This is a genomic window from Bradyrhizobium sp. USDA 10063 (assembly GCF_054063735.1).
In genome coordinates this window covers 4936947-4957029 of the sequence record NZ_JBSSGP010000002.1, presented here as the reverse complement: position 1 = coordinate 4957029, position 20083 = coordinate 4936947, and the positions used below count along the sequence as shown (strand labels likewise).

Annotated in this window: 21 protein-coding genes; 11 read left to right on the top strand and 10 right to left on the bottom strand. The window is 64.1% G+C overall.

The window, feature by feature from the left end:
* Positions 1-75: 75 nt before the first annotated feature.
* A complete protein-coding gene (locus tag ACVJGD_RS25460; protein WP_456636882.1) occupies positions 76-897 on the top strand; it encodes a universal stress protein in 822 nt (273 codons plus the stop codon).
* Here ACVJGD_RS25460 and ACVJGD_RS25455 read toward each other — a convergent pair.
* Positions 894-1109 carry a ChaB family protein gene (locus ACVJGD_RS25455; RefSeq protein ID WP_456636881.1) on the bottom strand — a complete coding sequence of 72 codons (216 nt, stop codon included), beginning with the start codon at positions 1107-1109 and terminating at the stop codon, positions 894-896. The genes ACVJGD_RS25460 and ACVJGD_RS25455 overlap by 4 nt on opposite strands.
* Before the next feature lie 241 nt (positions 1110-1350).
* Here ACVJGD_RS25455 and ACVJGD_RS25450 point away from each other — a divergent pair, with 241 nt between their 5' ends.
* Complete coding sequence (locus ACVJGD_RS25450; protein ID WP_456640368.1) at positions 1351-2439, top strand: alpha/beta fold hydrolase; 1089 nt, start codon at positions 1351-1353, stop codon at positions 2437-2439.
* Positions 2440-2454: 15 nt separating this feature from the next.
* On the opposite strand, the gene ACVJGD_RS25445 is transcribed toward ACVJGD_RS25450, so the two are convergent.
* From ACVJGD_RS25445 to ACVJGD_RS25435, 3 genes are all read right to left on the bottom strand, one after another.
* Positions 2455-2646 (bottom strand): hypothetical protein, encoded by a 192-nt coding sequence (locus ACVJGD_RS25445; protein WP_456636880.1) that lies wholly within the window; start codon positions 2644-2646, stop codon positions 2455-2457.
* Positions 2647-2686: 40 nt separating this feature from the next.
* Entirely contained in the window at positions 2687-3289 is a 603-nt protein-coding gene (locus ACVJGD_RS25440) for a helix-turn-helix domain-containing protein (protein ID WP_456636879.1), read from the bottom strand.
* A gap of 266 nt (positions 3290-3555) precedes the next feature.
* Positions 3556-4392, bottom strand: a complete 837-nt coding sequence (locus tag ACVJGD_RS25435) for a universal stress protein (RefSeq protein WP_456636878.1) — start codon at positions 4390-4392, stop codon at positions 3556-3558.
* 199 nt (positions 4393-4591) lie between these two features.
* On the opposite strand from ACVJGD_RS25435, the gene ACVJGD_RS25430 reads away from it, so the two are divergent.
* The 3 genes from ACVJGD_RS25430 to glk all read left to right on the top strand — a co-directional run bounded on the left by ACVJGD_RS25430 (position 4592) and on the right by glk (position 7583).
* Positions 4592-5047, top strand: coding sequence for a CBS domain-containing protein (locus ACVJGD_RS25430; RefSeq protein ID WP_456636877.1), 456 nt, complete (start codon positions 4592-4594; stop codon positions 5045-5047).
* Positions 5048-5161: 114 nt separating this feature from the next.
* Positions 5162-6565 (top strand): GH1 family beta-glucosidase, encoded by a 1404-nt coding sequence (locus ACVJGD_RS25425; RefSeq protein WP_456636876.1) that lies wholly within the window; start codon positions 5162-5164, stop codon positions 6563-6565.
* Positions 6566-6614: 49 nt separating this feature from the next.
* Complete coding sequence (glk, locus tag ACVJGD_RS25420; RefSeq protein WP_456636875.1) at positions 6615-7583, top strand: glucokinase; 969 nt, start codon at positions 6615-6617, stop codon at positions 7581-7583.
* 181 nt (positions 7584-7764) lie between these two features.
* Here the strand turns inward: glk and ACVJGD_RS25415 are convergent, their stop codons facing one another.
* The 3 genes from ACVJGD_RS25415 to ACVJGD_RS25405 form a co-directional block, all read right to left on the bottom strand.
* Positions 7765-8889 carry an SbmA/BacA-like family transporter gene (locus ACVJGD_RS25415; protein WP_456636874.1) on the bottom strand — a complete coding sequence of 375 codons (1125 nt, stop codon included), beginning with the start codon at positions 8887-8889 and terminating at the stop codon, positions 7765-7767.
* A gap of 114 nt (positions 8890-9003) precedes the next feature.
* Positions 9004-9354 carry a RidA family protein gene (locus tag ACVJGD_RS25410; protein ID WP_456636873.1) on the bottom strand — a complete coding sequence of 117 codons (351 nt, stop codon included), beginning with the start codon at positions 9352-9354 and terminating at the stop codon, positions 9004-9006.
* Between the two features lie 64 nt (positions 9355-9418).
* Positions 9419-11077 carry an FAD-binding dehydrogenase gene (locus ACVJGD_RS25405; protein WP_456636872.1) on the bottom strand — a complete coding sequence of 553 codons (1659 nt, stop codon included), beginning with the start codon at positions 11075-11077 and terminating at the stop codon, positions 9419-9421.
* 272 nt (positions 11078-11349) lie between these two features.
* Between ACVJGD_RS25405 and ACVJGD_RS25400 the strand changes: the two genes are divergently transcribed.
* From ACVJGD_RS25400 to ACVJGD_RS25380, 5 genes are all read left to right on the top strand, one after another.
* Complete coding sequence (locus ACVJGD_RS25400; RefSeq protein WP_456636871.1) at positions 11350-11814, top strand: hypothetical protein; 465 nt, start codon at positions 11350-11352, stop codon at positions 11812-11814.
* Positions 11815-12009: 195 nt separating this feature from the next.
* Positions 12010-12246 carry a hypothetical protein gene (locus tag ACVJGD_RS25395; RefSeq protein ID WP_456636870.1) on the top strand — a complete coding sequence of 79 codons (237 nt, stop codon included), beginning with the start codon at positions 12010-12012 and terminating at the stop codon, positions 12244-12246.
* A gap of 34 nt (positions 12247-12280) precedes the next feature.
* The gene (locus ACVJGD_RS25390; RefSeq protein WP_456636869.1) at positions 12281-12871 is read left to right on the top strand and encodes an SCO family protein; all 591 of its coding nucleotides are present in this window, start codon (positions 12281-12283) and stop codon (positions 12869-12871) included.
* A gap of 122 nt (positions 12872-12993) precedes the next feature.
* Complete coding sequence (locus tag ACVJGD_RS25385; protein WP_456640367.1) at positions 12994-13866, top strand: transporter substrate-binding domain-containing protein; 873 nt, start codon at positions 12994-12996, stop codon at positions 13864-13866.
* A gap of 169 nt (positions 13867-14035) precedes the next feature.
* On the top strand, positions 14036-15676 hold the full coding sequence (locus ACVJGD_RS25380) for a lysine--tRNA ligase (protein WP_456636868.1): 1641 nt from the start codon (positions 14036-14038) through the stop codon (positions 15674-15676).
* A 139-nt stretch (positions 15677-15815) separates the two neighbouring features.
* Here the strand turns inward: ACVJGD_RS25380 and ACVJGD_RS25375 are convergent, their stop codons facing one another.
* Entirely contained in the window at positions 15816-16760 is a 945-nt protein-coding gene (locus ACVJGD_RS25375) for a 2-dehydropantoate 2-reductase (RefSeq protein ID WP_456636867.1), read from the bottom strand.
* Positions 16761-16802: 42 nt separating this feature from the next.
* The gene (locus ACVJGD_RS25370; protein WP_456636866.1) at positions 16803-17669 is read right to left on the bottom strand and encodes a helix-turn-helix domain-containing protein; all 867 of its coding nucleotides are present in this window, start codon (positions 17667-17669) and stop codon (positions 16803-16805) included.
* Between the two features lie 184 nt (positions 17670-17853).
* On the opposite strand from ACVJGD_RS25370, the gene ACVJGD_RS25365 reads away from it, so the two are divergent.
* Positions 17854-18636, top strand: a complete 783-nt coding sequence (locus ACVJGD_RS25365) for a class II aldolase/adducin family protein (protein WP_456636865.1) — start codon at positions 17854-17856, stop codon at positions 18634-18636.
* Between the two features lie 178 nt (positions 18637-18814).
* On the opposite strand, the gene ACVJGD_RS25360 is transcribed toward ACVJGD_RS25365, so the two are convergent.
* Positions 18815-20020, bottom strand: coding sequence for an NAD(P)/FAD-dependent oxidoreductase (locus ACVJGD_RS25360; RefSeq protein ID WP_456636864.1), 1206 nt, complete (start codon positions 20018-20020; stop codon positions 18815-18817).
* Between the last annotated feature and the right edge of the window lie 63 nt (positions 20021-20083).

Here is a 20083-nt window from a genome sequence, read left to right as displayed (position 1 = left end):
TTGATCTCGGTCAATGGCGATGACCGGATGATGCGGGACAAAGTCTCCATCATCCCGGATTGTCGGAGCGTGGTTATGAGCTTTGCCAACATCATGGTGTACGTGGATCCCCAGCAGCAGGAAGAGGGACAGATTCGTGTCGCGGAAGCCATCGCGACCAGGTTCGAGGCATCGATCATCGGCGTCTCCGCCTTCGCCATCGAACCGCCCTTCATTGCCGAGGGCGTGGTGATCGCGGAGACCACGGAGGCCGATGTCGAGCGCATGCAGTCGGAAGTCGCCGCGAAAGAACAATGGTTCAGGAAAATCGTCGGCCTGGCAAAGGAGAAGGTCGAGTGGCGCTGGGGTGTTGAATATCCGACCGTGTTCCTGGCCGCGCAGGCAAGGGCCGCGGATCTCGTGGTCGTGAAGCGCAAGCAGTTGGGCGAGGATTACTACCACCATGTCGATTCCGCGCAGGCGATGCTGCGGATGGGGCGGCCCATTCTCTCGGTGCCGGACGGCGTGACGGGGTTGTCGGCCGACCGCATCGTGGTCGGCTGGAAGGACACCCGTGAGGCGCGGCTGGCGGTGCGCGACGCATTGCCGTTCCTCGCCAAGGCGTCACGGGTGATCGTCGTCGAGCTCTGTACCTCCGACCAGCAGGACGCGGCGCGGCTCCGCGTGCGCGATGTCGCAAAATATCTCGAACGCCACGGCGCACATTGCCAGTGCGACGTTCGCGTGCACACGTCCGAACCCGATGCCCGCTATCTGATCCGCTTCGCCGGAGACGAAGGGGCGGATCTGATCGTGACCGGCGGCTATGGCCACAGCCGGCTCGGCGAATGGATGTTCGGCGGCATGACCCGCGGCCTGCTGCAGGAAGCCCCGATCTGCCTGATGATGTCGCACTAGATTCCGTGCCGCCGGAGCCAATGATCGCCGAGTTTCTCATAAGATCGCTTCACCGCCGCCCAGGCGGTGCGGTGAGCGATCTCCTCTTGCCGGATGTCTCCCGCATGCGCGGCAAAGGAATGGTTGAAGGCTTCGCGGTAGATATCCTGGGCATGCGGAGGCAGGTGGCTGCGAACTGGAAATGGCAGATCCGTATTCGAGCGGTAGGGCATGGACAACTCCTCCGGCCAGCCCGCTCGGGCCGCACCGCAATCCCTTGCGCGAGTGCATTCCTCGCCGAAACGGAGCTAATATAACAGTCCTGCGTTTCTCTGGTGCTTGATCGAGGTCAAACCTTTCGCCGATGCCTGCTCAACCATGGCGCCGGCGAGAAAAGGGAGAGTGAGCTTGAGCGAGAAGCCTAGACCACCGGAAGAGCAGGTGGGCGCAGGTACCGAATGGGCGGTGCAGGCGATGCTATGGCCGATGGCCGCCACCCGATTGGCGCTGGAAGCCTATCTGCATTGGTTCGCTAACCGCGAGCCCGCGCCGTCCGAACCGCGGAGCGAAGCGCCGCTGTCCTGGACCACGCCGAACGTGATTGCGCTGCAGCTTGCTTCGCTGCGGCTGCGGGATTTTTCACGGAAGGCCGCAGGCCCGCCGCTTCTGATCTGCGCCCCGTTCTCGCTGCACGAGGCCTTGATCGCCGATTTCGCACCTGGTCATAGTTTGGTGGAGGCGCTGCAACAGGGCGGCATGGATCGCGTCTATGTCACCGACTGGTGCTCGGCCACATCAGAGATGCGCTATCTGTCGATCGACAGCTATCTCGCCGATCTCAACGTGGCGGTCGATGAAATCGGCGCGCCGGTCGATCTGATCGGCCTGTGCCAGGGCGGTTGGCTGTCGTTGATCTATGCCGCCCGTTTTCCGCACAAGGTGCGGCGACTTGTGCTCGCCGGTGCGCCGGTCGACGTCTCCGTGCCCTCGGAACTGTCACAGATGGTGGCCGGCGTGCCAAAGGAAGCGTTCGACGAACTGGTGCACCAGGGCAAGGGCATCGTAAGCGGCACGCATACGCTCCGCTTTTGGAGCATGCCGCTCACCCCGCATGATGTCGAAGCGACGTTGCAGAGGGATGTCGGCGATGGATCGGAGCAGGGCACGGCGCTGCTGGCCCGCTTCGAGCGCTGGGATCGCGATGTGCTGGATCTGCCGGGGACCTTTTATCTCGAGGCGACCAACTGGATCTTCCGCGAGAACCGCATCGCCGAGGGGCGCTTCATCGCGCTCGGCCGCAGGATCGATCTCGCCGAGGTGACGGTCCCGGTGTTCCTGCTGGCAGCCGAGAAGGACAACGTCGTGCCACGCGAGCAGGCGTTCGCCACGGCGCGCCTGCTCGGCACGCCGCGGCAATGGCTGGCGCAGGCTTCCGAGCCGTGCGGTCATCTCGGTCTTTTCATGGGGCGCGAGAGCTTGAGCCGTTCGTGGCCCCGGATCGTCCGCTGGCTCCAGGCCGGCGGTGACGAGGTTGCGGCGTTGCGGCAGAGGATCAGCGCCTGAAACTGAGAGGTGGCGCTATTTCAGCTCGGCCACGGTAATTGGGCGCATCGCATTGGGCGCGGCAATACGCTGGACGGCGGGCTGCCGGTGTGAAGCTTCGATCTGTTCGCTGCTTCGGCCATGAGCTGCCAGCAGCATGATCGCAACCGCGGCAGCAGCACCAAGCGCGATGATCTTGCGATGGGTGCCACGATCCGCACTGATCAATGAATGGTTCATGGCACACCTCGGTCTATTGTATCGATAGTCAGGCGTTCAGGCGGTTCAGCGCGGCGCGGTTGCGCAATTCGATCCGGCGCGAGGTCGCCAGCGCGATGGCGCCGGACTGTTCAAGCTGCGTGAAGGTGCGCGACACGGTCTCGATGGTGAGGCCGAGGTAATCGGCAATGTCCTGGCGCGACATCGCAAGTTCGATCGACGCCGTGCTGGCGGTGCGGCGGGCGATGTCGAGCAGGAACCCGGCGACCCGCTCCTCGGCCGTCTTGATCAGGAGCAGCATGTGATTGCGGAAGCGCTGCAATTCACGCGTGGTGGCATCCCAGAGCTGCTGCGCCAGATCCTTTTCGCGCTCGGCACGCAGCATGACCGCGCTGCGCTTGACGATCAGCACCTGTGCTCCGTTCACGGCCTCGGCGGAAGACGAGTGCGTTTCGCCGGCTTCGAAGCCGAAGACGTCGCCCGGCAGATAGAAGCCGCCGATCTGGCGGCGGCCATCTTCCAGCATCTTGTAGGTACGAACGGTCCCCGAGATCACCTGATAGAGATATTCGGCCTCGTCACCTTCGCCGTAGATCTCGGCATTGCGCGCGTATTGAAAGGGCGTGGCCATTAGCGCAAGCGGACCCTGCACGGCTGGACTTCCGAAGCGGGGCGACATGCCCGGGGCTTGGCGAAGGGCGGGGCGGGAAGCGTCGGTGTGCATGGCGGGCTCCTTCAAATCATCTGATGGAACCAGAGTGCCTGCTTCCACCGCGCCTGAAAATTCGGAGTCCTTCCCTAAGGAAGATTACGGAGGGGTGATTTCTCAAGGTCCGTAGGCTCAACCGGGCGCGCATCCGCGCGACCCGTTGGCGCCATCCGGGCTTCGGGCTTTGTTCCTGGCGTGCTCGCCAATGATCAATGCGACATCAGCGTCGGCACGGTCATGCTCCGGAGCATCTCGCGCGTGACGCCGCCGAGCAGCCGCTCCTGCAGGCGCGAATGCCCGTAACCGCCCATCACCAACAGATCGAGGCTCTCATCGGCCGCAACGGAGAGGATGGCCGGCTGGATTTCGGAGTGTGCGGCCGGGAAGGCTACGACCCTGGCCGGCAGTCCAAGCCGCGCCAGATACTGGAGGAGGCGCTGCGGGCTTGCCTCGTCCGGGATCGCCCCCGGATTGCCGACCGAAATGATCGTGAGCGCGTCAGCGTGCCGTAGGAGCGGCATGGCATCCCGCAGCGCACGGCCGGCGAGGCGGCTTCCGTCCCAGCAAATCCCGATGCGCCGCGCTGCAAATGCGCCGCGGAAGGTGTAGGGCATGAACAATACCGGCCCGCCCGACTGGAACATCACCTCCTGAGGCACGTCGTTGTCGAACGTATCGCGCTCGGGTTCCGCCTGCAGGACGACGGTGAGATCATGAAGCCGGGCGCTGGCGGTGGCAATCGCGATCGCCTCGCCCGGTGTCGCACTCATCGTGCGGCAGGTGAACGAAATCCCCGCGTGCTTCGCCTGGATCTCGAACACGCGCATCGCGGCCTCCGCGCGCTCGAGCGCGCGCTGCCGGGTCTCTTCGACGATCATGGCGACTGCGGCGCCGCCTGCCGCGGCGATCGGGACATTGGCGCTCTCATAGGCGACCGCCAGCGCGTCGAGGTGGGCACCGTAGGCCATGGTCAGCAGCACGGCACCATCGATCACCGGTCGCGCCGGACGTTCGGAAGGGATAAGCACCAGCAGGTTCTTGAGCATCGTCATTCTCCCCCACAATTGGTGGCAATCGGCGCAAATTGAACCTCACAATAAGAGCACAGCGACCGATCGATGTATTGATCCAGGTCAGAGCACGCAGTCGTCATTTTGACGCACATCAAGGCCCGGCCGGCTTGCCGGTGCAGGCTAGAGTTGCCGTTTTGATCGGATCAGAGCCGAAGCTTGTTGGAGAGAAACAATGCTGGCAACGGATGTCATGCGAACCTGGTTCGCCACCATAAAGCCGAACGCGCCGCTGCTCGATGCCGTCCACCTGCTCCTGGAAACCGGCCAGCGTGGCTTGCCCGTGATCGATGACGATGGATCATTGGTCGGCATCATCTCCGAGGGCGATTTCCTGCACCGCCAGGAGCTGGGTGTGACCGGCCCTGCAGGATTCCTGCTCGAATTGATGCTCGGAAGAGCGGAAGGTCATCTGATGCACGAGCGAACGCACGCGTTGCGGGTCGATGCCGTCATGACGCGGGATCCCGTGCTCGTGGATGAAACGGCAACGGTGGACGATGTCGTCACGCGAATGGACGCGCACCAGATCTCGCAGGTGCTGGTGGTCCGTAGCGGCAAGCCGATCGGTATCGTTGGCCGGACGCAATTGCTCGTCGCGCTCGAACGCTGCCTGTGCCGGCATGACTGACAAAAGCGCGGCGAACCGTTGGCGCCGGCGGAGCTTGATCCTCATCAAACATTGTCAGTGAAATGCATCCAGTGTGAATTCGAACAGGAGTCCACGCAGAGGGTGCATGAAGCCATGGCTGAGGATGGTTCGAAGGATCGTGGGCAGGTGCCCGCTCCGGGACCCGGATTTGTATGGGGTGTCTCGACGTCGAGCTTTCAGATCGAGGGTGGGGCGCAGGCGGACGGTCGGGGCGACAGCATCTGGGATGCTTTTTGCCGGCAGCAAAATCGCGTCAGCAATGGCGACACCGGCGATGTCGCGTGCGATCACTATCACCGCTACGCCGAGGACGTCGCCCTGATGCGCGACATCGGCGTCGATGCGTATCGCTTCTCCCTGTCGTGGCCTCGCATCCTGCCGCGCGGTCGCGGTGTCGTGAACGAGGCGGGACTGGCGTTCTATGACCGGCTGATCGATACGCTGCTTGCCGCCGGTATCGATCCCTGGATCTGCCTCTACCATTGGGATCTTCCCCAGGCGCTTGACGATCTCGGCGGCTGGACCAATCGCGACATCGCAGGCTGGTTTGCCGACTATGCGGCGCTCGTCGCCCGCCGCTATGGCGACCGCGTCAAGCGCTTCGCCACGTTCAACGAACCCTGCGTGTTCACACTGTTCGGCTACGGCTTTGGCTGGCACGCGCCCGGGATCGCCGATCGGACCGCGCTTCACAAGGCCATCCATCACGTCAATCTGAGCCACGGCGCGGCGGTCGATGTCTTGCGGGATTCGATCGGGAAAGTCTCGGTAGGCGCGATCCACAACCGGCAGCCGTGCTTTCCATCCGGAACCGGCAAGGAGGACCAGGAAGCGGCGCTGGCCTTTGCCGATTATTGGAACGATGCCTTCCCGTTGCCGCAGCATCTCGCGCGCTACCCTGCCAGGCTGGCCGAGGCGATCGAGCCGTTCCAGAGGCCCGGCGACATGGCGCTGATCGCGCGGCCGGTCGACTGGTTCGGCTTGAACCATTACTCGCCGCATTACATCAAGGCGGATCCCGGCAATGTGATCGGATGTTCGTTCGGTCCCGCGCCTGCCGACGTGCAGCGGACCTCGATCGGCTGGACCATTGTTCCCGATGCCTTCCGCGACACGCTGCTCGATATCGACGCGCGCTTCCGCCTGCCGATCTATGTGCTCGAGAATGGCACAGCGGCCGACGACAAGGTCGATGGCGAAGGGCGAGTCCAGGATACTGGCCGGATCGCTTATCTGCAGGCCTATACGTCCGCCATGCAGGAGGCGATCGCCGCCGGAGCGGATGTCCGAGGCTATTTCGTATGGTCGCTGCTCGACAATTTCGAGTGGACCGCAGGCTATTCGCAGCGTTTCGGCCTGGTTTATGTCGATTACCCCACGCAGCGGCGGATTCCCAAAGCCTCCGCGCGGTGGTACTCGGACCTCATCGCCGCTAGCAGGCGGACGTGGATCGGAACCGGCAAACGGCCGGCGGACGTCGTCGCGGCGAAAGGGTAAAGCGGAAGCCACCCGCGCAACCGACCGCAACTCGACAGGAACGGAGGCAATGACCGGGATCAACCAAGCATTGCTCGCCGATATCGGCGGCACCAACGCGCGCTTTGCGCTCGTCAGGGGTGGCGAGATCGGCCCCATCGAACACGTCAAGGTCGCCGACTATCCGACCTCGGCGGACGCGATCGCCGCCTTCCTCGCCCGCCACGCGACGAGCGGCGTTGCCACGGCGGCGATCTTCGGCATCGCGGGCCCGATCGAGAACAACCGCGTCGTGCTGACAAACAGCCCATGGATGTTCGATGCGGCCAGCCTTCGCCAGCAATTCGCCTTCGCGGCCGTGCATCTCCTCAATGATTTCGAGGCGCTGGCCTGGTCGCTGCCGGCACTGGGAGCTTCCGATCTCGTCTCGCTCGGCAGTCGAACTCCGATCGCCGGCGCTCCCATGCTCGTGGTCGGTCCGGGGACCGGCTTTGGGGCGTCCTGCCTGGTTCCGTCGAGCAACCCGCCCGTGGCGATCGTGACCGAAGCCGGGCATGCCACCTTGCCGGCGACTTCGGAACGGGAAGAGCGGGTGATCGATCACATGCGTACGCGCTTCGGTCACGTCTCGATTGAGCGTGCGCTATCCGGGTCCGGGTTGAAGAATCTCTATGACGCCTTGAACGCCATCGACGGCGCCGGCGCGCCCGAACGCGACGCGGCCTCGATCACGCAGTCCGCGCTTGATGGCAGTTGCAAGACGAGCCGGGCGGCGCTCGACATGTTCTGCGCGATGCTCGGCATGGTCTGCGGCAATCTGGCGCTGACCTTCGGCGCCCGCGGCGGCGTCTATATCGCCGGCGGTATCGTGCCTCGTTTCGTCGATCATCTGGCAGGGTCAGGCTTTGGCACTTGCTTCACGAGCAAGGGCCGGTTCGAAGGCTACCTGCGGGATATTCCGGTCCATATCGTCACCAGGCCCGACGTCAGTTTCGTCGGGCTCAAGGCGTTCTTCGAGACGAACGTCACGGCCGCATAGGTTCTCTTCACCTCTCCCGCTTGCGGGAGAGGCCGGCGCGTAGCGCCGGGTGAGGGCTCTCTCCCCACGATCGGACAGCGCGATTCGCGGAGATACCCCCACCCCAGCCCTCCCCCGCAAGCAAGCGGGAGAGGGAGCGCAGCTTCATCCCGGCTGCACCTCAATCTAATCGGCTCATGATCTACGGAAGCGGCTCGACCGCCGCGACAGGAGCATCGGGCTTGACCGAGACCGGTCGCGTGTCGCCGCTCAGCCGATCGAGCGACAGCAGCAATCCGCCGACGCGTTCAAGCGATGAGACCCAGTCCGCAAGACGGCTGTAATTGTCGACGAGCCAGTTGAAGGAGCTTTGCACCAGCGTGAAGGCGGCGGCCGCTTGCGTGAGCTCGCCGAGCGTCATCGCCCCGCCCAGAAATTTCGGCGCGCACAGGATGAGCCCGATGATCGGGGCGAACAGCGTGTTGCCGTGCGACACCAGCGTCGTCCGCATCAATTGCCAGCACAGATACCGCCACTGGGTCAGCACGTTCTGCAGCGCGCCGCGAAGGCCGCGTTCGACGTCGGCTTCCTTCAGCTCCGGGACCACCCCTTCGCCGAGGTCGCGCAGCAGGTTGGCGGCGTTGATCAGTTCGGCCTCGGTCTGGTTCTTGATCTGGATGATGCGCGTCAACGGCGAGCCGACCAGCACCATCACCGCGGTGACGCCGCCCGAATAGATGATGACGCTGCCGACGAGATAGCCAGGAATCCAGATCCGGTGGCCAAACAGGTCGAACTCCGCATTGCCGCCGGTCGTCCAGAGAACCTGGAGGAAGATGATCGCCGTGAGCAGCGACGACACCAGGCCGAGCGCAAAGTCGATCGGCGCATCGGTGGCGATCCTGGCGTCGGTGGCGATGCGATATTCCGGGATCGTCTGCTCGCCTTCGACGGTCAGGCGGGCGTAACGCTCATGATCGATCCAGTAGTCGATCAGGTGCGTCGTCATCCATGCACGCCACTTGCGCTGCACGGTCATGCGGCCCCACACCGAGGTCACCGCGAGCATGATGCTCGCGCCCGCCAACGGGATCAGCAGCAGCGCCTCGGCCTTCAGGCGATCCGGACTGCGCGATTCCAGCGCGTTGAAGAAATCGCGATTCCAGTAGTTGAGCCGAAACTGCACATAGAGCTGCAGCACGACCACGCTGACCAGCAGCGCGCAGAGCAGCCAGATCCGCCACGACGCCGGCGAGAGCCAGAAACCCGAGGCGCTCTCCCAGAATCGATGCCATCGCTGCTGCCGGATGTCGCGATTGTCGATCATGATGTTATGATCGAACTCTAGGCCGTCTCGTGGGCCCGCGATTGATCTTTCGCAAAGTGCGGCGATGCCGGCCGCACATAACGGCCGGCATCGTCATTCTCGTGAAATGCGGGGTTACTTCGCCGCGGTCACCATGATCTCGACATTGTATTGCGGCGCCGCCAGCTTTGCCTCGACGGTGGCCCGCGCCGGCGTATTGCCCGGCGACACCCAGCCGTCCCACACGGCGTTCATCTCGGGAAACGTCTTCATGTCGGTGATGTAGATCGTCGTCGTCAGCAGTTTCGATTTGTCGGTGCCGGCCTTTGCCAGATGGCCATCGATGATCGAGAGGATCTCCTGGGTCTGTTTCGTCACGCTTTCACCGGCCGTCTTGTTGGCGACGACGCCGGCCAGGTACACCGTGTTGCCATGCACGACGACCTGGCTCATCCGCGGCCCGGTTTCAAAACGCTGAATGGTCATGTTGTTCTCCCGTTGATTGGCGGTGACTACCTAGCGCAGCGGTCAAGCTCTGGCGAGTCGCGATTCATCCCACCGCCCTTGCCGCGGCGCGTCCTGCGTTCCGCCCCGAGAACAGGCACCCGCCGAGGAAGGTCCCCTCCAGCGAGCGATAGCCGTGCATGCCGCCGCCGCCGAAGCCCGCGGCTTCGCCGACGGCGTAGAGTCCCCTGATGATCTGGCCATCCTGGTCGAACACGCGTGAATCGAGGTCGGTCTCGAATCCGCCGAGCGTCTTGCGGGTGAGGATGTTGAGTTTCACCGCGATCAGCGGTCCATGCGCGGGATCGAGGATACGATGCGGCGCCGCGGTGCGGATCAGGCGGTCGCCGATATATTTGCGTGCATTGTGCAGGTTCATCACCTGCGCGTCCTTCACATAAGGATTAGCGATCTCGCGGTCGCGCGCCTCGATCTGCATCCGGATATGATCGAGCTTCAAGAGGTTGTCGCCGGAAAGCTGGTTCATCGCCGCGACCAGCTCCTCGAGCCTGTCGCGCACGATAAAGTCGACGCCGTTTTGCTTGAATGCCTCGACCGGCGCCGGCGCGCCCTTGTTGGTGGCGCGTTTGATCGTCATGCGCCAGCTCTTGCCGGTGAGATCGGGATTCTGCTCGGAGCCCGAGAGCGCGAACTCCTTCTTGATGATGCTCTGGGTCAGGATGAACCAGGAATAATCATAACCCGTGCCCATGATGTATTGCAGTTGCCCGAGCGTGTCGGAGCCCGGAAACAGCGGCGCCGGCAATCGTGTGCCGGTCGCATCGAACCACATCGATGACGGTCCGGGCAGGATGCGGATGCCGTGCTTGGGCCAGATCGGTGCCCAGTTCTGGATGCCCTCGACGTAGTGCCACATCCGGTCGCGGTTGATCAGCCGCGCGCCGATCGCTTCGGTGATGCCGATCATGCGGCCGTCGACATGCTCGGGCACGCCGGAGATCATGTGCTGCGGCGGCTCGCCCAATCGCTTCGGCCAGTTCTGGCGCACCAGGTCGTGATTGCCGCCGATGCCGCCGGACGCCACGATCACCGCTGGCGCGCGCAACGAGAATTCGCCGACCACTTTGCGTGACGAGCTCTTGCCGCGCTCGACTGCCGTTGGTTCGAGGATCGCGCCGGTGACGCCGCTGGCGGCGCCGTTCGTCACCTGTAGCGCATCGACGCGATGGCGGAATTTGAAGATCAGCCGCCCATTTTTCTCGGCCTCGCGTGCGCGGCGCGCGAACGGCTCGACGATGCCGGGCCCGGTGCCCCAGGTGACGTGAAAGCGCGGCACCGAATTGCCGTGGCCCATCGCGTCGTAGCCGCCGCGCTCGGCCCAGCCGACGATCGGAAACAGCCGATGGCCCATCGCGCGCAGCCAGTTGCGCTTCTCGCCCGCCGCGAAAGCAACGTAAGCCTCCGCCCAGCGCCGCGGCCAATGGTCTTCGTCGCGATCGAAGCCCGCCGTCCCGATCCAGTCCTGCAGCGCAAGCTCGTGAGAGTCCTTGATGCCGAGCCGGCGCTGCTCGGGCGAATCGACCAGGAACAATCCGCCGAACGACCAGAACGCCTGGCCGCCGAGCGATTGCTCCCCTTCCTGCTCGACCACGATGACGCGTTTCCCGGCATCGGTAATCTCTGTGGCGGCAACAAGGCCCGCCAAACCCGCACCGACCACAATGACGTCTACATCCTCAGCCATTTCTTTCTTCCCCCGAGTTCCCTCTGAATGAGACCTGTGCGTTCGCACGCGGTCAACGGCAAATGGGCTCGTGGCGGCTGTCCCGCGAGGACACGGTAAGGTTGTTCCAGTTTGGGACCTTTCATCCGCAAACTGCAGCGTGCGCGCAACACTCGATTTGAATTTGTTTTAACCGACCCGCGACGACTGGACAAAAATCCGCGGCCACAACACGCTGGCCAAAGTCTTGCATCACTGAAACCAACAGATTCGATATTCGACTGGGGCAGGCCATGAAGTTGATGACGGGGTTGCTCGCGGCGGTTTTGCTGCTGGCGGGTATAGGGGCTTCGCATGCAGTGGTCCGGATCGCCGACGATCGCGGCGGCAGGATCGGCACTTATGTCGACAGATATCAAGGTCTTCGCAGTTCCGGCGAAACCGTCATCATCGACGGGCTCTGCGCCTCGGCCTGCACCATCGTCCTCGGCGCGGTTCCACATGATAGGATCTGCGTCACCTCGCATGCCAATCTCGGTTTTCACGCCGCCTGGGATTTCGCCGCCAACGGCCGCGCCGTGACCAATCCCGAAGCGACCCAGATGCTGTACTCGATGTACCCGGCCCCGATCCGCCGCTGGATCGCCTCGCGCGGCGGCCTCACCCCGCGGATGATCTTCCTGCGCGGCAAGGCCCTGCAGGCCATGTTCAGGCCCTGCTACCTCGACGCCCAGGCCTCGGCGAACCGCCCGCGCTGAGGGCGGTTCACCTCGCCCGCTTGCGGGAGAGGTCGGCGCGTAGCGCCGGGTGAGGGCTCTGTCCTCACGGATGATCCCATCGAGGAGATACCCTCACCCCGGCCCTCTCCCGCAAGCGGGAGAGGGAGCGCAGCGTACATTAGGGATGCAATACGGATTGATCTCCCTCCGCATGATGTGACGGCGCGCCGCAGCATGGCGCTTGCCGGCCGGCGAAACCGGGCTTATTTCAAGGAGATGGTTCAGCCGGTTTCCGCCTCGCATGGAATGACCGCGCCTGCCTCGGCACAGGGCAAGGTGGCCTCCGCCATCGCCTGGGCCGCTGCGGGCTTGGGCGCGCTCGCCCTGCTCGGCGCAGGCGCGCTCTGGTTCCATTACGGCACGGCGGTGTTCTTCGAGACCATCGCGGCCGGCGTCTCCGCCTGTTTCTGACAGGGGCCAACAACCGGCCAAGAGGAATTTTTTCATGGATCGGACCACCCGCCCGCTCGTGATCGTGGCTGCCTTCGCCGGCAGCCTGGCGGTCGGGCTATTGCTGTTGTTCTGGACCATGGGCGGCCTGCGCAGCATGACCACCCCGTCGGCGATCGGCGGCCCGTTCCAGCTCACCGACCAGGCCGGCCAGACCGTCACCGACAAGAGCTTGAAGGGCAAGCCGAGCCTGATCTTCTTCGGCTTCACCCATTGCCCCGACGTCTGCCCGACCTCGCTGTTCGAGATTTCCGAAGTGCTGCGGGCGATGGGCAAGGACGCCGACAAGGTGAACGCCTATTTCGTCTCGGTCGATCCGGAGCGCGACACCGCGGCGGCGATGAAGGACTATCTCTCGAGTTTCGACCCGCATCTGAAGGGCCTCACCGGCAATCCCGATGCCATCGCCAAGGTGCTCTCGGCTTACCGCGTCTATGCCAAGAAGGTCCCGCTGAAAGACGGCGACTACACCATGGACCACACCGCGCTGATTTATCTGATGGACCGCGACGGCAAGTTCGTCTCGTCCTTCAACCTCAAACGCTCGCCGGAAGAGGCTGCGGCCGATCTTAAGCGTTATCTTTGAATTGCCACTCGGCCCTCGCATCATGCCCCGGATGGTCTATAAGGCCGTCCAATTCCGCAACATTGCCCGGCCAAATGCCAGATCAGATTGCCCCGCTCGACATCTCCCGTGCTATCCGCGCCATGGCCAGATGGCTGGTCGCAGCGGTGCTGGTCGGCTGTAGCAACGCGGCGATCGCACAAACCCCACAGCAGCAAACCCCGCCCCCGAAGCCGCCTGTCGAGGCGGCGCCGCAGGCGGTGCCCGGATTCTGGGACCCGCGGCGGCGGCCGGAGCGGCCGGACCTGTCGCGCATCACCGTGATCCGCTTCCTGACCGAAACCGATTATCCGCCGTTCAACTTCACCGGCCCGGACGGCAATCCGGCCGGTTTCAACGTCGACCTGGCGCGCGCGATCTGCGACGAGATCAAGGTCACCTGCACCATCCAGATGCGCCGCTTCGAGACGCTGGTGGATGCGCTCGCCACCAACCGCGGCGATGCCATCATCGCGTCGATGGCGGTGACGCCGCAATTGCGCTCGAGGGTTGATTTCTCCGATCCCTATTACCGCGCGCCAGCCCGCTTCGTGTCGCGGCGTAACGCCGTAATACCGGAGGTGCGGCCGGAATATCTCGAAGGCAAGAAGGTCGGCGTCATCGGCGGTACCTCGCACGAGGCCTATCTGAAGGCGATGTTCACCGACGCCGAACTGCACACCTACCCCAATGACGATGCGCTCAGGCAGGCGCTCCGCCGCGGCGAGGTCGATTTCATCTTCGGCGACGCGATCGCGCTCGCGTTCTGGATCAACGGCACGGATTCCGCCGAATGCTGCGCCTTCTCCGGCGGCCCCTTCGTCGAGAGCCGCTTTTTCGGCGAAGGCATCGGCATTGCCGTGCGCAAGGGCAACGACCTGCTCCGGCAGGCGTTGAACTGGGCCCTGTTCCGGCTCTGGGAAAAAGGCCGCTACACCGATCTGTGGCTGCGCTATTTTTCCGTCAGCCCGTTTTGACGCAGGTGTCGTAGGGTGGGCAAAGCGCAGCGTGCCCACCAATAACGAGCGGAGTGTGAATGGTGGGCACGGCGCAAGGGCGCCTTTGCCCACCCTACGATTCTTCGTACGCCGTCATTTTGCATTTTGCCGCGGAGGCCGTTAGTTTCCGCGGCCTTGGAGACCCCTGATGTCCGTGATTGACCTTGCCGCAAGCCCGAGCGATCTGCGTGCGCTCGCCGAACAATCCAACGCCTGGCCGTTCGAGCAGGCGAAGGCGATTGTCGCGCGGCTGAAAAAAAATCCGAAGGACGAGGTGCTGTTCGAGACCGGCTATGGCCCGTCCGGCCTGCCGCATATCGGCACCTTCGGCGAGGTCGCGCGCACCACCATGGTGCGCCACGCCTTCCGCGTGCTCACCGAGGACAAGATCAGGACGCGCCTGCTCGCCTTCTCCGACGACATGGACGGCTTGCGCAAGGTGCCGGACAATGTCCCGAACAAGGAACTGCTGGAGCAGCACCTCGGCAAGCCGCTGACGAAGGTGCCGGATCCCTTCGGCACCCATCCGAGCTTCGGCGAGCACAATAATGCGCGGCTGCGCGCCTTCCTCGACCAGTTCGGCTTCGACTATGAATTCGCCAGCTCGACCGACTACTACACCCAGGGCCGCTTCGATGCTGCGCTGCTCCGCATGCTGGAGCGGATCGAGAAGGTGATGGCGATCATGCTGCCCTCGCTCCGCGAGGAGCGCGCCGCGAGCTATTCGCCGTTCCTGCCGATCTGCCCGCGCACCGGCCTCGTGCTCTACGTGCCGGTCACAGCGCATGACGCCAAGGCCGGCACCATTTCCTACGAGGATCCGGAAACAAAGGAGACCGTCACGGTCCCCGTCACCGGCGGGCGCTGCAAACTGCAGTGGAAGCCGGACTGGGCGATGCGCTGGTATGCGCTCGGCGTCGACTATGAGATGGCGGGCAAGGATCTGATCGATTCGGTGAAGCTGTCGGGCAGGATCTGCGCGGCGCTTGGCGGCACGCCGCCGGAAGGCTTCAACTACGAGCTCTTCCTCGACGAGAAGGGCCAGAAGATCTCGAAATCGAAGGGCAACGGGCTGACCATCGACGAATGGCTGCGCTATGCCTCGCCGGAATCGCTGTCGCTGTTCATGTACCGCGAGCCCAAGGCGGCCAAGCGGCTCTACTTCGACGTGATCCCGCGCAATGTCGACGAGTACCAGCAGTTCATCGACGCCTTCCCGCGCCAGGAAGGGCGGCAGCAACTGCAGAATCCGGTCTGGCACATCCATTCCGGCCACCCGCCGAAGGTGGACATGCCCGTCACCTTCCAGCTTCTCCTGACGCTGGTGTCGTCATCGAACGCGGAGAACGCCGGGACGCTGTGGGGCTTCATCGGCCGCTATCGTCCGGGCGTGACGCCCAAGACGCATCCGAAGCTGGATGCGATGGTCGGCTATGCCATCAACTACTACCGCGATTTCGTCGCGCCGACGAAGCAATTCCGCGAGCCGACCGAGAGCGAGCGCGCGGCGCTGCAGGATCTGCGCGATGCGCTGTCCAACATGCCGGCGGGCTCGAGTGCGGAGGACATCCAGAACGTGGTCTACGAGATCGGCCGCCGCGAGCCGTTCCTCGATCCTGTGAAGAAGGGCAAGGACGGCCGCCCCGGCGTCTCGCTTGACTGGTTCAACATGCTCTACCAGGTGCTGCTCGGCCAGGAGAAAGGCCCGCGCTTCGGCTCCTTCGTCGCTGTCTACGGCATCCAGAACGCCGTCAACATGATCGACGGCGCATTGGCGCGATCGTCATAGCTTTCTCAATCCGTCATGCGCGGGCTTGACCCGCGCATCCATCCTCCTTCGGGTCAAGCCCGGCAATGACAGGAGCGCATAGGGTGGGCAAAGCGTAGCGTGCCCACCATCAAGGGCGATGCAAGAAGAGGCGGGCACGCTACGCTTTGCCCACCCTACAACTCGCATCACGCAGCCCATCGCTGGTCGCGCGCAACAGCGTCAGCAACAGGCCGTTGAGCGGCGTGGCGACACCATGTCGTTCGCCCGCCGCGACGATCGCGCCGGTGAGCGCGTCGACTTCGAACGGACGGCCGGCGAGGCGATCGAAATACATCGAGGTGCCGGCGTCGGGCGGATAGGTGAGCAGCGTCGCCAGCGTTCGTTCGGCTTCATCCGGCGCCAGCCGAGCGCCATCGGCGCGCCCGACGGTCACAGCCTCTTCGAGGATGGCAAGGCAGAGCGTCTTGACGTCCTCGCGCCGGAACACAGCCTGCCGCAACAGGGTCAACGCGGTGATCGGATTGGCGACCGCGTTGATCAGGAGCTTTCGCCAGGCGCGCGTGGCGAAGTCGGTACTGCGCAATACCCGCATGCCCGTCCCATCGAGCAGGGTTTCGAACGCCTGCCCGTCCGCATCGTCTGCGACGGCAAATTCATGCTCGCCGGCACGTCGGAAGCGAACGCGGTCCGGCGCCAATCGCTCGCCGTTGTAATAGACGAGAGTCGGAACGATGGTCGCATGCCCGGCCAGCGGCGCCAGCCGCTCGCTGTGTCCGATGCCGTTCTGCAGGACCGCGACGCGCGTGCCGGCATCGCAGAGTCTCGCAAGCCAGGGCGCGCTGGAGGCGGTGTCCTGCGCCTTGGTGCAGAACAACACCCAGTCCACCGGCGCGGCCTGCTGCGGATCGGTCAGGGCGCGGAGCGGAACATCGATCGTGCCTTCCGCCCGCTCGACCACGAGATGATCGAGCGGCCGCCTGACGCAGGCGACCACATCGTGCCGGTCGGCCGCCCGCAGCAGGCCCGCGATAATGCCGCCGATGCTTCCGAGACCGACGACGGCAATGGTCTTGCGATCCGAATTTTCGGCGCTCGATGGCATGGCGTGGCAAACCTCCGAAAGCGTGCTGTAGGGCCAGTACCGTCATGGGTATTGGCTGAAATTGCGGTCTCTCGGCTCCGTGGCCCGAGCCGCCGCGGCGAATTGCGCCGGCGTGATGGCATAGCAGCGCCGGAAATGCTTGGTCAGTGCGCTCTGGTCGCAGAATCCCGCGGCCAATGCCGCCTCCGCCAGCGGTGTGCCCCGTTTGAGCAGCCGACAGGCAGCGTTCAGGCGGATATGGACCAAATAGGCGTGGGGTGTGAGACCGACAGTCCGCTTGAACAAGCCGATTAGCTGAAACTGGGTCAGCCCCGCGACACGTGCGAGTTCGCTGAGGCCCAGGTTTTCCGCATAGCGCGCCTGCATCAGATCGACCACCCGGGCAACAATGGCGCGGTCCTGCGGTGCCCTTTCGGGCCGATCGCCACCGTGGCCGTATCGTTCGAACAGCGCGCTGAAGGCGCAAATTGCCAGCTCGTCTGTGAGCGCATCGTCCTGATCGGCCTCAAGCGCCCGGTGCAGGCGGCCGAAGCGCTTGATCAGTTCGGCATCGTCAAACATGTTTTGCATGAAATAGGGCGTAGCCCTGGCGCCGAGCTGGTCGCCGATAGCGTCGATGGCCGAGCGCGTAAGGTAGAATGAGCGGTAGAGCCAACGCTTGTCCGACGCCATGCGCGACGATTGGCGCTCTTCCGGATTCGAAACGAACAGCGTGGCGGCGCCAACCTGCTCCGTGATGCCGCGGCTGGTGATTTCCGCGCCGCCCGCCTCGGTGACCGCGATGACAAAAGCGTCATGGGTATGCGGGGCAAACTGGTGCGCGGTGAAATCCGCGCGCAACAGGCTGAGCCCCGGAATCCGCCGACTTTGCCAATAATTGGTGCGGTTTCCAGTATCCCGGCGCGCCATCTTTAGAAGTTCCTGCCAGTTGCCGCCATCGCGGCTCCTTCGCAACGCATCATCACACAACTTGTCGCCGGGTCGCAAAATCGGGATGGGTGGCCCACGGTAATTTCAACCGGAACGGCTGCAAACTTAAGCTAGACTATCTCGATAACAAGCCGCCAGCACAGGCGCGCAACGGAGGATCAACATGCAGTTCAGGGTTTCACCGGACACGCTTACCGATCAGGGCGCGGCAGAGTGGCAGGCAAGGGTCGATCTCGCCGCCGCGCACCGGCTTGCCTTCATCCAGGGCTTCAGTGAGGGCATCTTCAACCATCTGACATTCGTGGTGCCCGGCCACAGTGATCGCTACTACCAGATACCGTTCGGCATGCATTGGTCGGAAGTCACCGCTTCCTGCTTCATGGAAGTCGGCATCGACGATGCCGAGGTCAAGCGGGGCGAGGGCGAGGTCGAGCGCTCCTGCTATTGCATCCATGCGCCGATCCACAAGGCGCTGCCGCAGGCAAAGGCGGTGTTCCACACCCACATGCCGTTTGCCAGCGCGCTGACCCGGCTCGAGGATCCCCGCATCAAGGAGATCGGCCAGACCGAAGTCGGCATGGCCGGCGAGATCGCCTATGACGACGAATATACCGGCCCGGCGCTCGACCCCGCCGAAGGCGCACGGCTGGCGAAGGTGATCGGCGACAAGACGGTGCTGTTCATGGCCAACCACGGCATCTCGACCGTGGGCGAGACGGTCGCCGAGGCCTATGACCGGCTCTATTACATCGAGCGCGCCGCGCAGGTGCAGATCTACGCGATGTGGACCGGACAGCCGCTGAAAAAGCTGCCTGCTCCCGTGGTCGAAAGGACCATGCGCGATATCGGCGGCACCAGCCTCTACAACGGCCCGAGCCCGGCGCAGCGACACTTCGATGCGCTGAAGCGCATGCTGGACCGCAAGGAGCGGGACTACGCGACGTAAGCTGGAGAAGCTTGCGCGCGCCTGCATCCACCTGTCGTCCCGGGCTTGACCCGGGATCCATAGCCACAGGCAGATGTGATGCGCAAAGCTGTAACCGCTTGCTCGCGCGACAACACCTCCCTGTGGTTATGGGTCCTGCTTTCGCGGGGACGACGGGAATTGTCGTGTTGCGCGAGGCTTACGATCGCGACGCCGGCGGCGCCTGAAGCGTTGGCGCGCTAGCCGCGAGAATCTCTGCACGATTGCCGGTCCGCGGCGGGTAGATTCGCACGTGATTGATGGTCTGCTTCGTCAATTTGGCGGCAGCCCCGCTCGTGCGCACCTGGCGATCCCATCCCTCCGTATACAAGGCCCCCCACGTGCCGAGATCGAGCACGGTCACATACCAATCGATATGAAGCGGCAGCATCGGCCGGCCGAACAGGTCGGCCACGACGTTGTAGCCTGCGAAGCGGCCCATCGGTCGGGCGAACTGGCAGGACATCACGGAAGCGTGGACGCCGTCCACGAAACTGCAGGCCACGTCGCCGGCGGCAAAGACATTCGTTGCACCGGTTGCGCGCATGAATTGATCGACGATGACACGACCATGCCGGTCGCGTTCAACATGCAGCGTCCCGGCCAGCGGACTTGCGCGCATGCCCGCGCACCACACGACTGTCTGCGTGGCAATGATCTCCCCGGAACTGAGTGCGATGGTGCTCGGCCCAACAGCGGCAACCTTTACGCCCAGCCGCGTTTCGACGCCAAGTGCCGAGAGCGCCTCATTGATGACCGGGCGGGCGTTATCCCCGATCGTGGCGCCGACTGCGGGATTAGGGTCCACGAGAATGATGCGTCGATCGCCGGTGACGCCGGCCCGATCAAGCTTGCCCGGCATCTCGGTCGCGACTTCGATCCCGGTGAAACCAGCGCCGACCACGACGACCGTGGCGCGTGCTTCCGATGGCGCCTCTTCGCCAAGCGCTGCAAGGTGCGCATCGAGCCGGACCGCCGCCGCGTAGGTGTCGACGTCGAAGCCGTTGGCCGCGAGGCCTGGAACCGCGGGACGCGCCAGTTCGCTGCCGAGCGCCAGGACCAGCCGATCGTAAGTCAGAACCTCCCCGCCGTCGCTCGTTGCAACGGTCACCTGCTGCTTGACCGGATCGATCGCTTGGACCTCGGCTACCCTGTGGGCGACGCCGATAGGGTCCAGCAGTTCGCCAAGCGGGATCGCTGCCGCGCTGAGGTCGACTTCGTAATTGCGAACGCGAATGTTGTGGTAGGGGTTGCGGTCGATGACGAGGATCTCGGCGGCCTGGCCGATCTCATCGAGCGCGCGCGCAGCGCCAATGGCAGCCCAGAGGCCGGCAAACCCCGCACCGAGCACAATAATGCGCGCCATTCCCTCTCCGAGCTCCCTCTCTCCTCCGAGCTCCGTCAGTGAGCTTGTCCTGAACCGGCGCGG

Bases quoted from the DNA above. Each gene is read 5' to 3' on its own strand.
- ACVJGD_RS25385 (WP_456640367.1), top strand. From the start codon at position 12,994: ATGGCCAGATGGCTGGTCGCAGCGGTGCTGGTCGGCTGTAGCAACGCG.
- ACVJGD_RS25435 (WP_456636878.1), bottom strand. From the start codon at position 4,392: ATGCTCAAGAACCTGCTGGTGCTTATCCCTTCCGAACGTCCGGCGCGA.
- ACVJGD_RS25405 (WP_456636872.1), bottom strand. From the start codon at position 11,077: ATGGCTGAGGATGTAGACGTCATTGTGGTCGGTGCGGGTTTGGCGGGC.
- ACVJGD_RS25450 (WP_456640368.1), top strand. From the start codon at position 1,351: ATGCTATGGCCGATGGCCGCCACCCGATTGGCGCTGGAAGCCTATCTG.
- ACVJGD_RS25415 (WP_456636874.1), bottom strand. From the start codon at position 8,889: ATGATCGACAATCGCGACATCCGGCAGCAGCGATGGCATCGATTCTGG.
- ACVJGD_RS25360 (WP_456636864.1), bottom strand. From the start codon at position 20,020: ATGGCGCGCATTATTGTGCTCGGTGCGGGGTTTGCCGGCCTCTGGGCT.
- glk (WP_456636875.1), top strand. From the start codon at position 6,615: ATGACCGGGATCAACCAAGCATTGCTCGCCGATATCGGCGGCACCAAC.
- ACVJGD_RS25400 (WP_456636871.1), top strand. From the start codon at position 11,350: ATGAAGTTGATGACGGGGTTGCTCGCGGCGGTTTTGCTGCTGGCGGGT.
- ACVJGD_RS25380 (WP_456636868.1), top strand. From the start codon at position 14,036: ATGTCCGTGATTGACCTTGCCGCAAGCCCGAGCGATCTGCGTGCGCTC.
- ACVJGD_RS25455 (WP_456636881.1), bottom strand. From the start codon at position 1,109: ATGCCCTACCGCTCGAATACGGATCTGCCATTTCCAGTTCGCAGCCAC.
- ACVJGD_RS25430 (WP_456636877.1), top strand. From the start codon at position 4,592: ATGCTGGCAACGGATGTCATGCGAACCTGGTTCGCCACCATAAAGCCG.
- ACVJGD_RS25410 (WP_456636873.1), bottom strand. From the start codon at position 9,354: ATGACCATTCAGCGTTTTGAAACCGGGCCGCGGATGAGCCAGGTCGTC.
- ACVJGD_RS25370 (WP_456636866.1), bottom strand. From the start codon at position 17,669: ATGGCGCGCCGGGATACTGGAAACCGCACCAATTATTGGCAAAGTCGG.
- ACVJGD_RS25365 (WP_456636865.1), top strand. From the start codon at position 17,854: ATGCAGTTCAGGGTTTCACCGGACACGCTTACCGATCAGGGCGCGGCA.
- ACVJGD_RS25395 (WP_456636870.1), top strand. From the start codon at position 12,010: ATGGCGCTTGCCGGCCGGCGAAACCGGGCTTATTTCAAGGAGATGGTT.
- ACVJGD_RS25390 (WP_456636869.1), top strand. From the start codon at position 12,281: ATGGATCGGACCACCCGCCCGCTCGTGATCGTGGCTGCCTTCGCCGGC.
- ACVJGD_RS25375 (WP_456636867.1), bottom strand. From the start codon at position 16,760: ATGCCATCGAGCGCCGAAAATTCGGATCGCAAGACCATTGCCGTCGTC.
- ACVJGD_RS25460 (WP_456636882.1), top strand. From the start codon at position 76: ATGAGCTTTGCCAACATCATGGTGTACGTGGATCCCCAGCAGCAGGAA.
- ACVJGD_RS25425 (WP_456636876.1), top strand. From the start codon at position 5,162: ATGGCTGAGGATGGTTCGAAGGATCGTGGGCAGGTGCCCGCTCCGGGA.